Origin of the sequence: Cronobacter sp. JZ38 (assembly GCF_008932145.1) — a bacterium.
GTDB lineage: Bacteria > Pseudomonadota > Gammaproteobacteria > Enterobacterales > Enterobacteriaceae > Cronobacter > Cronobacter muytjensii.
On sequence record NZ_CP017662.1, the window covers coordinates 3,310,261 to 3,323,192 of the forward strand.

Annotated in this window: 9 protein-coding genes and 1 pseudogene; 4 read left to right on the forward strand and 6 right to left on the reverse strand. The window is 60.8% G+C overall.

Going from position 1 to position 12,932, the window contains the following annotated elements; genetic code table 11:
* Positions 1 to 20 precede the first annotated feature (20 nt).
* The gene (gene ahpF / locus BJP61_RS15750) at positions 21 to 1,586 is read right to left on the reverse strand and encodes an alkyl hydroperoxide reductase subunit F (RefSeq protein ID WP_171998665.1); all 1,566 of its coding nucleotides are present in this window, start codon (positions 1,584 to 1,586) and stop codon (positions 21 to 23) included.
* Between the two features lie 260 nt (positions 1,587 to 1,846).
* Positions 1,847 to 2,410, reverse strand: coding sequence for an alkyl hydroperoxide reductase subunit C (ahpC, locus tag BJP61_RS15755; RefSeq protein WP_038864206.1), 564 nt, complete (start codon positions 2,408 to 2,410; stop codon positions 1,847 to 1,849).
* Between the two features lie 581 nt (positions 2,411 to 2,991).
* On the opposite strand from ahpC, the gene BJP61_RS15760 reads away from it, so the two are divergent.
* Complete coding sequence (locus BJP61_RS15760; RefSeq protein WP_038864207.1) at positions 2,992 to 3,954, forward strand: LysR substrate-binding domain-containing protein; 963 nt, start codon at positions 2,992 to 2,994, stop codon at positions 3,952 to 3,954.
* Here BJP61_RS15760 and BJP61_RS15765 read toward each other — a convergent pair.
* Positions 3,949 to 5,109 carry a pyridoxal phosphate-dependent aminotransferase gene (locus tag BJP61_RS15765; RefSeq protein ID WP_171998666.1) on the reverse strand — a complete coding sequence of 387 codons (1,161 nt, stop codon included), beginning with the start codon at positions 5,107 to 5,109 and terminating at the stop codon, positions 3,949 to 3,951. The genes BJP61_RS15760 and BJP61_RS15765 overlap by 6 nt on opposite strands.
* 136 nt (positions 5,110 to 5,245) lie before the next feature.
* Between BJP61_RS15765 and BJP61_RS15770 the strand changes: the two are divergent.
* From BJP61_RS15770 to BJP61_RS15780, 3 genes and pseudogenes are all read left to right on the forward strand, one after another.
* Positions 5,246 to 5,859, forward strand: a pseudogene (locus BJP61_RS15770) (methylthioribulose 1-phosphate dehydratase).
* Positions 5,856 to 6,545 (forward strand): acireductone synthase, encoded by a 690-nt coding sequence (gene mtnC / locus BJP61_RS15775; RefSeq protein WP_075192197.1) that lies wholly within the window; start codon positions 5,856 to 5,858, stop codon positions 6,543 to 6,545. Before BJP61_RS15770 ends, mtnC begins: the two are co-directional and overlap by 4 nt.
* The gene (locus BJP61_RS15780) at positions 6,542 to 7,084 is read left to right on the forward strand and encodes an acireductone dioxygenase (protein ID WP_161581119.1); all 543 of its coding nucleotides are present in this window, start codon (positions 6,542 to 6,544) and stop codon (positions 7,082 to 7,084) included. The genes mtnC and BJP61_RS15780 overlap by 4 nt, the downstream gene beginning before the upstream one ends.
* Positions 7,085 to 7,394: 310 nt before the next feature.
* Here the strand turns inward: BJP61_RS15780 and BJP61_RS15785 are convergent, their stop codons facing one another.
* The 3 genes from BJP61_RS15785 to fes all read right to left on the reverse strand — a co-directional run bounded on the left by BJP61_RS15785 (position 7,395) and on the right by fes (position 12,798).
* On the reverse strand, positions 7,395 to 11,255 hold the full coding sequence (locus BJP61_RS15785) for an enterobactin synthase subunit F (RefSeq protein ID WP_255485536.1): 3,861 nt from the start codon (positions 11,253 to 11,255) through the stop codon (positions 7,395 to 7,397).
* A 76-nt stretch (positions 11,256 to 11,331) separates the two neighbouring features.
* Positions 11,332 to 11,553: an MbtH family NRPS accessory protein gene (locus BJP61_RS15790; RefSeq protein WP_038864215.1), complete on the reverse strand. Its 222-nt coding sequence runs from the start codon at positions 11,551 to 11,553 to the stop codon at positions 11,332 to 11,334.
* Between the two features lie 15 nt (positions 11,554 to 11,568).
* The gene (fes, locus tag BJP61_RS15795) at positions 11,569 to 12,798 is read right to left on the reverse strand and encodes an enterochelin esterase (protein WP_075192195.1); all 1,230 of its coding nucleotides are present in this window, start codon (positions 12,796 to 12,798) and stop codon (positions 11,569 to 11,571) included.
* Between the last annotated feature and the right edge of the window lie 134 nt (positions 12,799 to 12,932).

The window sequence follows — 12,932 nt, forward strand, 5'->3', positions numbered from 1 at the left end:
GGTGTCTTACTTTCTTATTCTTACGCGGTTTTGGTGCGAATCAGGTAATCAAACGCGCTCAGCGACGCTTTCGCGCCTTCGCCGGTGGCGATGATAATCTGTTTGTACGGCACAGTGGTGCAGTCGCCGGCCGCGAACACGCCTTTCACGCTGGTTTCGCATTTGGCGTCGATGATGATTTCGCCCATACGGTTACGCTCAATCGTGCCGTCCAGCCAGGTGGTGTTCGGCAGCAGACCTATCTGAACGAAGATCCCCGCCACTTCCAGATGCTTCACGGAGCCGGTCACGCGGTCCTGATAATCCAGACCCGTCAGCTTCGTGCCGTCGCCTTTCACTTCGGTGGTCATCGCGTTCAGGATGATGTCGACGTTTTTCAGGCTGCGCAGTTTGTCCTGCAGTACCTGGTCGGCTTTCATTTCCGGTGCGAACTCCAGCAGAGTTACGTGCTCAACGATACCCGCCAGATCAATCGCCGCTTCCACGCCGGAGTTACCGCCGCCGATCACCGCAACGCGTTTGCCTTTAAACAGCGGGCCGTCGCAGTGCGGGCAGTAGGTCACGCCTTTGGTGCGATACTGATCTTCGCCAGGCACGCCCATGTTGCGCCATTTCGCGCCGGTCGCCACGATAACGCTGCGCGCTTTCAGCACCGCGCCGGAAGCGGTTTCAATCTGATGCAGGCCGCCTTCGCTCGCCGCCGGAATAAGCTTCGTCGCGCTCTGGGTATCGATAACGTCAACGTCGTAGTCGTCCACGTGCGCTTTCAGGGCGCCCGCCAGTTTCTGACCTTCGGTTTTCGGCACGGAGATGTAGTTTTCGATATCCACAGTGTCCAGCACCTGGCCGCCGAAACGCTCGCCCATCAGACCGGTACGGATGCCTTTACGTGCGGAGTATACCGCCGCCGCCGCGCCCGCCGGGCCGGAGCCGACGATCAGCACGTCGTACGCGTCACGCTGGTTCAGCTCTTCCGCCGCGCGTTTTTCAGCACCGGTGTCGACTTTCGCCACAATCTCCGCAAGCGTCATACGACCGGAGCCGAACTCCACGCCGTTCATGAACACCGCCGGCACGCCCATTACGTTGCGCTCGGTGATTTCATTCTGGAACACCGCGCCATCGATAGCGGTGTGCTTGATGCGCGGGTTCAACACCGCCATCAGGTTCAGCGCCTGCACGACATCCGGGCAGTTGTGGCAGGAGAGCGAATAATATGTTTCGAACTCAAAATCGCCATCCAGATCGCGGATCTGCTCCAGCAGCGACTGCGCCTCTTTCGACGGATGACCGCCGGTCCACAGCAGCGCCAGCACCAGCGAGGTAAACTCGTGGCCGAGCGGCGAGCCCGCAAAGCTCGGGCCCTGGGTTGAGCCTGGGTTGGTGATTAAGAATGAAGGTTTACGCGCCGCGAGCGTGTTGTCTTCCCGGAAGGAGACTTTGTCAGACAGCTCAGCGATTTCTGTCAGCAGTTCTTTGATTTCTGCTGATTTCGCGCTGTCATCCAGCGTGGCCACTAACTCAACAGGCTTTGTCAGACGCTCAAGATACGCCTTGAGCTGGGTTTTCATGTTTGTGTCGAGCATAATTTTCTCCTGAGCTTACGCTTCCTCATTTAAGCCGCCTCGTACAGGCTGCGCCGCGTTGCAACTTAAATGAGAGCGCGTAAAAGCGTTTTCAAAAAAACGGGTACAGAACTGCACCCGTGATAATGCCTGTATTTTTCGAAGGATTTTTGTTGCAGAGCAAGGCGGCGAACTCTTAAGTCCCCGGCAGCTTACAAAAGTAAGTGACCGGGGCGCGAGAGTGATGCCAACACAGCTATGCAGCAAAAGCCGAAGAAAAATTAGATTTTGCCAACCAGGTCCAGAGACGGAGCCAGCGTCGCTTCGCCTTCTTTCCACTTAGCCGGGCACACTTCGCCTGGGTGAGAAGCAACGTACTGAGCTGCTTTGATTTTACGCAGCAGGTCAGACGCGTCGCGGCCGATGCCTTCAGCAGTAATTTCGATAGCCTGGATAACGCCCTGCGGGTCAACGATGAAAGTACCGCGGTCAGCCAGACCTTCGTCTTCACGCATGATTTCGAAGTTACGGGTCAGGGCGCCAGTCGGGTCGCCGATCATCGCGTACTGGATTTTCGCGATGGTTTCGGAGCTGCTGTGCCATGCTTTGTGGGTGAAGTGGGTGTCAGTAGAAACGGAGTAAACGTCTACGCCCAGTTTCTGCAGCTCTTCGTAATGGTCAGCCACGTCGCCCAGTTCGGTCGGGCATACGAAAGTAAAGTCAGCCGGATAGAAGAAGAATACGCTCCAGCGGCCTTCAGTGTTTTTCTCGGTAACTTCGATGAACTCACCGTTTTTGAACGCCATGTTTTTGAAAGGTTTGATTTTGGTATTAATCAAGGACATCTATACTTCCTCCGTGTTTTCGATGGGACGTAAGGTATCGAATTTTAGCAACCCGGGCCAATGCGTTTGTATTATCAAATCAATAAGTGATAGCTAACAACGCTTCCGGGGCAACCTTATGAACTTTTGACGCCAACGGGCGAAAAAAATAAAAAAGCCACCTGAACGGGCGGCCTGAGTCGCTGAGATACCCGCAGGTAACGTCAGAGCCAGCGTGCTGGCAAAGGTGCTGCGCCGCTATTTACGACACAAGCATTCCTGCGATTAGAACACTCTCCTGCCTTAAGGGCAACGCAGGCGAAGATTATTCCCGTCTATGGCTCTGATAGGCATAGCTTAACAACGGGCCGCGCGCTTTACACGTTGTCTTTTTATCGCTCAACATATTGTATTAAATGGCTTTTACTTGCCTTTCACGCGGTATAAAACGCCCTTGCGCTCGCGGCCAGGCGGCTTCTGTGAAGGCCGCTCGGTTTTTCAGAATATGCCCCGCTTCGTACGCACAAAAACATATTCCTTATCTATTATTTACAGAGAATGCATAAACCATAAAAACCCTTTCGTCTCGTTGCGAGGCTGCCATGGCAAATTTGCAGGATCTGAAAAAGTTCGACCTCAATCTTCTGGTTATTTTTGAGTGTATCTATTTACATCGTAGCGTCAGCAAGGCGGCTGAAGCGCTGTTTCTCACGCCCTCGGCGATAAGCCAGTCGTTGCAGCGCCTGCGCAACCAGCTTAACGATCCGCTGTTTGTCCGCTCCGGCAAAGGCATCACGCCCACCACCGTCGGCACCAATCTGCATCACTATCTCGAAGACAATCTGAATCAGCTTGAGCAGACCATCAATATGATGCAGGGCGCGCCGCTGCGTAAAAATTTCGTGCTCTACTGCCCGCCGTCGCTGGCGGCGGATCATCTGCCGGAGTTAGTGAGCGCGTTTCGTGAGCTTTACGATTTCGAGCTGGAGCATTACGACACCACGCTCGCCAGCGAAACCGCAGAAGATTTGCTGGCCTATCGCAAAGCCGATCTGATAATCGGCATGACGCCTGTCGTCAGTCATTCAATGATCTGCAAACACTGCTTTAGCGAGGAGACCGTGCTGGTGTGCGGCGAAAACCATCCGCGGCTGGGGGAGCGCGCCGACGAGGCCGCGCTGGCGCAGGAAAAATTCACGTTGTTTAACGGCACCGAAGAGGGTCAGAAACACTTCCACGTGAAGTCATCCGAGCTTATCGGCGAGCGGCAAATCGCGTTTACCAGTAACTCGCCGTCGGCGATCATGGCGGTAATTGGCAAAACCGACTTTGTCGGCATTCTGCCCGTTTCCACGCTGCGCCGCTACCGCTCGGTCTTCCGGTTGCGGCCAGTGGCGCTGAACATCACTCTGCCGCAGATAGACTACTACCTTATCTACAACCGCTCATCGTTAACCAACGCGTCGTTCGTGAACTTCGTGTCGCGGATAGAACAGCATTTTCTGCACGATGTGCCCGCCGCGCTAAAACAGGGCGGCGCGCCACCGGATCAGCCGACCTTATAAACGCGCCAGCCGTTCTGCCGCGGCCAGCAGCGTCGCCTCTTGCTTGGCGAAGCATAACCGGATGAGTTTGTGCGGGAATGGCGCCTCGCAGAATACCGACAGCGGAATGGCGGCGACGCCCGCCTCCGTGGTCAGCCATTCGCAAAAGCTGACGTCATCCAGTGAGGAGATCGCGCTGTAATCCGCCAGTAAAAAGTAGGTGCCTTCACAGGGCAAAATCTTAAAGCGGCTTCCCGCGAGGGCCTGAATAAACGTGTCGCGCCGCGCCCGGTAAAACGCGGGCAGATCAAGATAGTGCGCCGGCTCGGCGCGCAGCATATCCGCCAGCGCCAGCTGCGCCGGGGTGTTGACCGAAAACGTCAGGTACTGGTGCACTTTGCGAAGCTCGGCGCTGAGCGCCGCGGGCGCCACGCAGTACCCCACTTTCCAGCCGGTCATGTGATAGGTCTTGCCGAACGATGACACCGCAATCGCCCGCTCGCGCAGCTGTGGATGCGCCAGCACACTGGCGTGCCCCTCGTCGGCAAAGCAGATGTGCTCATAGACTTCATCGCTCAACACATAGATTTCACGCTCCGCAATCGCCGCCCAGAGCGCTGCGAAATCCGCTTTGCGCCAGACCGTGGCGGAGGGGTTATGCGGCGTATTGAGGATAACCAGCCGGGTGCGATCGCTTAACCATTCCGGGAACTGCTGCCAGTCGACGCTAAAGTCAGGCGGCGTCAGCGCGATGCGCTTCAGCACGCCGCCAGAGAGCGCCACTGCGGGCGCGTAGCTGTCATAGCTCGGGTCAAAGCAGATGACCTCATCGCCAGGGCGCACCAGCGCCGTAATGGCGGCATAGAGCGCTTCGGTCGCGCCTGCCGTGACGGTCACGTCAAGGCTGGCGTCCGGGCGATAACCGTAGAGCGCCTCGGTTTTATCGACAATCGCCTCGCGCAGCGCCTGTACGCCGGTCATTGGCGCGTACTGGTTTGCGCCCGCCGCCACGTGGTGCGCGAGCCGCGCCTGCAAATAGCGCGGGCCGTCGAAATCCGGGAATCCTTGCGACAGATTAATCGCCTGATGCTGCTGCGCCAGCGCGCTCATACGGGTAAAAATGGTCGTGCCCAGCGCGGGCAGCTTGCTTTCTGGCGTCAACGGGGTGTGGCTCATAACGGCTGATCCTTTCGCTCGGTGTCGTGTTGTTATGGTGTTGTCTTTGTGTTGCCGACACTATAACACGATGCTACTCTCTGGCAATCAAGACGCTTAGACGTCTAAACGCTAACGATATGCCTGCGGGGATGCGATGAGTAAAGAGAGCCAACTGGAGCAACTGGTGGCGGCCTGCCACTGGATCGGCGCAAAGGGCTGGGCGCCCGCCACCGGCGGCAATATGTCGCTGCGTGAAGACGCGCGCTGGTGCTGGCTGAGCGAGTCGGGCAAAGATAAAGGCAGCCTGACGCCGGACGATTTTTTACAGGTGGAAATCGCCACCTCGCGCGCGCCGTCTGGCCGTAAACCCTCCGCCGAGACCGGCCTGCATACCCTGATTTATCGCCTCTTCCCTGAGACAAACTGCGTGCTGCATGTGCATACCGTCAACGCAACGGTGCTCTCCCGCGTGGAGAAAAGCGACACGCTGCGCCTTACCGGTTACGAGATGCAGAAATCGCTTGCCGGACAAACCACCCATCTTGATGACGTGCCTGTTGCCATTTTCGATAACGATCAGGATATTGGTGCTCTGGCGGAGCGCATTGCGCATCATCACCGCCAGTTTCCGCTGCGCTACGGTTTTTTGCTGCGCGGCCACGGGCTGACCTGCTGGGGGAAGATGTCGTGCAAGCGCGTCGCCATCTGGAGGGGCTCGAATTCCTGTTTGAATGTGAAATGCAGCGACGCCTGCTGGAGAGAGCATGATCCGCGCCATTGTTACCGATATTGAAGGCACCACGACCGATATCCGCTTCGTTCATAACGTCCTGTTTCCGTATGCGCGCGAGCGTCTGGAGCGCTTTATCCGCTCAGGCGAGCAGCGCGAACCGGTGAATCTGCTGCTTAACGAACTGCGCGGCGAGATCCACCAGCCGGCAGCGTCAGTCGATCAGCTGATTGACACCCTCTTCAAATTTATGGATGAAGATCGTAAATCCCCGGCGCTGAAATCCATTCAGGGCCATATCTGGCGCGAAGGTTATGTAAATGGCGATTTCACCGGCCACCTCTACCCGGACGTCGTACCCGCGCTGCGCCGCTGGAGCGATCAGGATATCGATATCTACATCTACTCTTCCGGCTCCGTTCCGGCGCAAAAGCTGCTGTTCAGTTACAGCGATGAAGGCGACGTTTCGGGGCTGCTGAGCGGCTTTTTCGACACCCAGGTCGGCGCTAAACGCCAGGTGTCGTCCTACCGCAATATCTCCATGAAAACTGGCGTGCCGGTGCATCAGATGCTGTTTCTCTCGGATATCCATGAAGAGCTGGACGCCGCGCGTGAGGCGGGCTGGAAAACCCTTCAGCTGATTCGCGGCGAGCCGGATCCGCAAAGCACCCACCCCCAGGTTTCCCGTTTCGATGACATCCACCCGGAGCAGATCCCGACATGAGCGCATTGACGATTTTTGCCGATAATGATGCCCGCGAACCGCTGTGGCAGAGCACCGATGCAGAGGCGATTCGCGAACAGCTTAACGCACAGGGCGTGCGGTTCGAGCGCTGGCAGGCCGACCGCGATCTCGGCGATAACCCAACGCCGGAGGCGGTGTTAAACGCTTATCAACATGCGATCGACAGGCTGGTGGCGGAAAAGGGCTATCAGAGCTGGGATGTCATCAGCATGCGCGCCGATAACCCGCAAAAAGAGGCGATGCGCGGCAAATTTCTCAACGAACATACCCACGGCGAAGACGAAGTGCGGTTTTTCGTCGAAGGCGCGGGGCTGTTTTGCCTCCATATCGGCGACAAAATCTACCAGGTGTTATGCGAGAAAAACGATTTGATCTCGGTGCCGGCAGGTACGCCGCACTGGTTTGATATGGGCTCGCAGCCGCATTTCACGGCGATCCGCATTTTCGATAATCCCGAAGGATGGATTGCGAACTTCACCGGCAGCCCCATCGCCGAAAGTTACCCGCGCCTCGCGTAAGCCCGGGGATGACGGGGTTACGGATGGCGGACGGTTATGAGTGGCGGGGCCGCTAACGCTTACCCGCCAGACGGTCAGCCCCGGTTTCTGTTACAGGGTGAGTAAGCGAAGCGCACCTCCCTGGATGGAAAACCACGGCGGGTGCGGTAAAGCGGTGGTATTCCGGCTCAAAAAAATCGGCCCGCAGGCCGATGTTCCGCCGGGAGCCGCGATGGCAAAGGGGGCGAAGGCGGGCCCCCTTTGCACGTTCGCGTGAGAAAAGCGCAGAGAGAAACGCGGCGTGATGGCGAACGGAACGATATCAACGCTCTTATAGATCGCCCTTCGCCGCCTCCTGATCCAGCCTTTCCCGCAGCAGCGGGCCTATTACCTCGAACGCGGATGGGGAGATTATCTCCACATGCGCGCAATCGATGTTATGCACCTCTAACGCGCGCGTCCAGGGTGCCCATGCGTCGCGCGGGTTGAGGCCCGGCGTCACGGTGCGTTCGGCGACAAACAGCGTGGCATCGCCGTCAAAGCGCGTGCTGCGCGCGGTCGAGAGCAGCCGCACTGCGTCAGCATAGTTCCCTTCAATCGTTTCAAACAGCCGCGTCGAGCCCTGCCCCTGCTGCGCGCTGACAAACGCCGCCCGCTCGCGTTCAATCTCCGCCAGCACTGCCGGGTCGAGCTCCTGCTCGCCTTTTTCCTGCCATTTCTGGGTTTCCGGCGGCCAGGTGTCGAGCAGGCCGAGGAACGCCACCTCTTCGCCCGCCGCCTTTAAGCGCGCGGCGACGCCATGCGCGATGGTGCCGCCAAGCGAATAACCGAACAGCCAGTACGGGCCGTGCGGCTGTAGCGCACGAAGCGTCGCGAGATGGCGATCGCACACTTCATCGACCGACGCGCACTGCTGCATCGGGCCGTCCGGGCGCGGCGACTGAATGCCCGTGATCGCCCAGCGTGGCGACAGCCAGCGCTGCAACACGCTGAATTGCCAGGCGAAACCCGACGCCGGGTGGAAGCAATAAAGCGTCGGCCCGGTACCATCGCGCAGCGGCAACACCGCGTCGAAGCCCGCCTGTTCCGCCTGCGCATCGCTCAGGTCCGCGTTTACCTGCGCCGCGAGTTTTTCCACCGTCGGCGCAATCATCACTTGCCCGACCGTTACCGGCCGCTCCAGCTCGCGCGTAAGCTGTGCCGCAAGCCGCATCGCCAGCAGCGAATGGCCGCCGAGCGCGAAGAAATCGGCCTGCGCGTCGGTCACGTCCACGCCCAGAAGCTGTGAAAACGCCTGCGCGATCGTCGTTTCCACGCCTGGCGCCGCCTGTCGCCCTGGCGCACGGGCGGTGAGCTGCGGCAGCGGTAGCGCTTTACGATCCAGCTTGCCGTTGGCGCTGAGCGGTAGCGCGGGAAGCTGAATCAGCGTTACCGGCACCATATGCGCGGGCAGAAGCGCGCTTAAGCGCGCGCGCAGCGCGTCGACATCCAGCGCCTCGCCGGAGGCGGAAACCAGATACCCCACCAGCTGGCGCGCATCGCCCCCCGTCCGGGCATTCTGGTTCAGTACGCAGGCGTGGGTGACGGCCTGCGCCACGTCCGGCAGGCTCTGCATGACGCGGTCAATCTCGCCAGGCTCGATGCGCTGGCCGCGAATTTTCAGCTGATCGTCGCTGCGCCCGAGGTATTCCACCGCGCCGTCCGTAAGCCAGCGCGCCACATCGCCGGTGCGATACATCCGCTCGCCTGGCGCGAACGGGTCGGCGATAAAGCGGCTGGCGGTGAGATCAGGGCGGCCCAGATAGCCCTGGGCCAGCTGGATGCCGGTGAGATAGAGGTCCCCCGCCATACCTGGCGGCACCGGACGCATAGCGCTGTCCAGAATGCGCAGGCCGGTATTCCACACCGGAAAACCGATGGGCACGCTCGGGCCTTCCACCTTCGCGAGCGTCTCGCCAAAAGCCGGATACCAGCTCACATCAACGGCCGCTTCCGTTGGGCCGTAAAGGTTATGCAGCGGAACGGCGGTCAGGCGCTCCCACTCGCGGCATAGCCCGGTCGGCAGCGCTTCGCCGCTACAGAACACCTGACGCAGCGACGCGCAGGCATCAACGGCCTGCGGCGTGGCGAGCGCGCCGACAAACGCCGCCAGCATCGATGGCACAAAGTGCGTCGTCGTCACGCGCCAGCGCGCGAACAGCGCCTGTAGCGCCTGCGGGTCGCGATGCGCCTCAGGCGGCGCCATCACCAGCCGCGCGCCGACGATAAGCGGCCAGAAAAACTCCCACACCGAGACGTCAAAACTACACGGCGTCTTTTGTAGCACCACATCATCCGCGCCGAGCGGGTAGTGGCTTTGCATCCATAACAGCCGGTTGACGATGGCGGTCTGGCCGACCATCACGCCCTTCGGACGTCCGGTGGAGCCGGAGGTGAAAATGACATACGCGGTGTGCGACGGACGCGAGCGGGCAAGCGGCTGCGGCGCGTTCACCGGCAGCGGCGCCTCATAGCAGAACACCGGCAGATCCAGACCGGCAAAACGGCCCTGCTCCTGCGCGGCGGTGATAAGCATGGCCGGGCGCGCGTCTTCCAGCATCATTCGCAGGCGATCGTCCGGGTAGCCGGTATCGAGCGGCAGCCAGGCGGCGCCCGCTTCCACAATGGCCTGGAGCGTGAGCGAAAGAAATACCGAGCGCGGCAGCGCGACCGCCACGACATCGCCAGGCGCCACCCCGCGACGCACCAGCTCCGCCGCGAGTGTGAGCACCTGCTCGCGCATTTCGCGGTAGGTGAACGCGTAATGTTCATCGGCCAGCGCGGCGGCCTGCGGCGTCGCCAGGGCCTGTTTGTCCAGCAGACTGCTGAGCGTCTCCTGCGGTAGCGGCATGGCGGTCTGGTTCACGCGCTCAATCAGCGCATAATCCTCCTCACCCAGCAGATCCGCCTGCGCGCACGCAAGCTCAGGATCAGCCGCAAACTGCGCCAGCAGACGCGGCAGGCGGGCGAGCTGGCGCTCAATCTGTGCGGCATCGTAGCGCTGCTGATTGGCCAGCAGCTCCAGCGTCACGCCGCCCTGTTCGTCCACATAAAGGGCGATTTCCAGATCCTTCACCGGCCCTGAGGCGAGCTGATGCGTGATACCTTCGACGCCGTCGAAATCGAGCCGGTAATCGAACATTTTCAGATTCAGCACCGGGCCGAACAGCGGCGTCTGCTGCGCCACGTTGCCGCTGTCGCGCAGCACCTGCTCGGCGTCATAGCGCTGATGGCGGCGCAGCGTTTTAAGCGTCTTTGCGAAGCCTGCCGCAAACTGCGCGAGCGTCTGCGACGGGTCGATGTGAACCGGGCATGGCAGCACATTGAGCACCGGGCCGGTGGCGCACAGCGCGGCGGAGCCGATGCGGCGCATAAAAATGAAACCGGCGCTGTAGTCATTACGCCCGCTCAGACGCCCGAGCCACAGCGCAACCAGCGCCAGCGCGATGTCCGGCGCGGCGAGCCCGTCAGCCTTCGCCAGCAGCGCGGCGAACTGCGCGTCGTCAAAACGCAGCGAACGACGGATAAGCGCCGTGGTGGAGGAGTGTCCGCTCAGCGGTTTGTCAGAAAGCGTCGCCGGCGGCGGCAGCTCGCGCACCTGCTGCGCCCAGAAAGCGGCATCGCGCGCGCAGGCGTCCGACGCCTGATAGCGTGCGTATTCCTCCACCACCTCGGTAAAAGAGACAAACGGCGACGGGCCGGGGTCTTCGCCGCGATGCCAGCTGCGGTAAATATCGGCGATACGGCGGGTAATGGCGGTGAAACTAAAGCCATCGACCACCAGATGGTGATAGCGCTGATACCAGAGCCAGCGCGTGTCGCCCACGCGCAGCAGCTGATGGTGCGCCAGCGGTTTGCCGCTCGCGACGCGCAAATCCTGCTCCAGATCGGCGCGCATCATCGCCAGCGCCGCTGCCTGTGGGCAAGCTTCATGGCGCAAATCAATTATCGCGGGCGTATCGAATGTGAAATCGGGGTCGACACGCTGGGAGACGATGCCGTCGTGCTCGTCAAAGCGCATGCGCAGCGTATCCGCCTCCATCATGCCTGCGACGATGGCGCGCGCCAGCAGCGGCGCATCGGGCGAGCCGTTCAGCTCCACATAGTGCGCCACGCTCCAGGCGTTGACCTGGTCAGAGAGTTTTTCTGCCATCCAGATGCCAGGCTGCGCCGCGACCAGCGGCAGCGCGGCGGCGTGCGTCGCCGGTGTCAGGGTTACGTCCTTCACGTTAACCTCGCTTGTCGTCGGAATGCGCGAAACGGGTCGGCTGAAGCGCCGCGCCATGTGGTGCGAGCCACGCCTCGCACGCCTGCTGGCTTTGCGGCGGCGCCACCACGCGCCAGCCCGGCGGCAGCGCGCACGCCTGCGGCCAGAGGCTTAACTGCTGCTGGTCGTTTTCGAGCAGCCAGAAGCGGCCCTGCGGGTTATCGAAGGGGTTGCTGAATTCCATACTTCACTCCTGTCTTTAAAAACGCGCCGGGGCGTGAGGGCTGCCCCACAGCGCGGCCAGCCCTTCGGTGAGCCCGCCGCGCCAGCAAAGCGCATCGTGTCCGCCGTCAACCTGACGCCAGAAAAGCGGCTGCTGTGTCTGTTGCAGTAAGGAAACCAAGCGCTGATTGGCCTGCAAAATGAGCGGTTCATAAAGGCCCGCCTCAAGAAAAATGCGCAGCGGACGCGGGTCGAGGCGGCCTGCGGCCAGGGCTTCCACCAGCCAGCCGTCGCCGTTCGCGTCGCGTTTCGGCCACCAGAACGAGCCGGACTGGCTTAGCACGCAGCCGAAACGTTGCGGCCAGTGCAGCCCGGCGTAGAGCGCCGACAAGCCGCCGAAGCTCTGCCCGGCGACGACGGTGGTCTGCGGGGCGTCGCGCCATGCGGTTTTGGCTCGCGCCAGCGGCAGCAATTCCTCCCACAGCGCCTCCCAGAAAACGGCGTTACAGGGCAACTCCTCGCTTCGGTGCGCCGTATCAATCACATCCACCAGCAGATAAACGGCAGGCGGCAGCACGCCGCGATCGGTCAGCCGCTGAAGCGCAGGCCAGACCGGCTGGCTATGCGCCCAGAACTGGCCGTCGAGCAGAATAGCGAGCGGGCGCGCCTCGGGGGCGTCATTGCCGCCGGTGGTGAAAAGCCAGACGCGGCGCTGATTGCCGAGCCGGTCGCTGCGCCAGAGAAATTCTTCGGCGGGCGTATACGCCACCTCGCCTTCTTCCCAGCCCGGCTGCGCGGGCGCGCCGGGCAGATGCAGCGCGCTGACCGGATGGCCGCGACCGCCGCGCCAGTGGTGCGGATTGAGCGGGTCAGACAGGGCCTGCGGCAGTAATTTGCGCCAGCCTTCGCGCAGCGCATGGCGCGCGGGCGTATCGCTGAAGGCTTCAGGGGCGAAATCATCCGGGCGCGTCGAGGGGATAAAACAGTAGCTGCCGCGCCAGTGCTCGCTCAGCGCTGTGCGCCAGAACCAGGCGTCGGTGCCAGGCAGGCGCGTCAGCGACTGTGGCGCGGAGGGTTTGTGGTGATCGGTGATGCCGGTGATGTAGATCCAGACACGCTGCACGTCGGAGGTGGTTTCATCTCCCGCCGGATCGCGCCACCAGAAGGTGACGCTGCATTTACCCTGCTGCGCGCCGGAAATTTCCGGCACGCCCTGTGCCTGCTTTGCCTGCCACCAGGCCTCACTTCCCGTTGCGTGCACCGCCACCGTCCAACCCCTTATTAATTTTAATAAATATCATGAATTTAAGGAACTCGTGATAATTTGTCGATAATATTATTGATAATTATTTGCATTTGCAATAGCGTATTGGCGCGCTGTGGGAAGCGCGTCTTTCACCC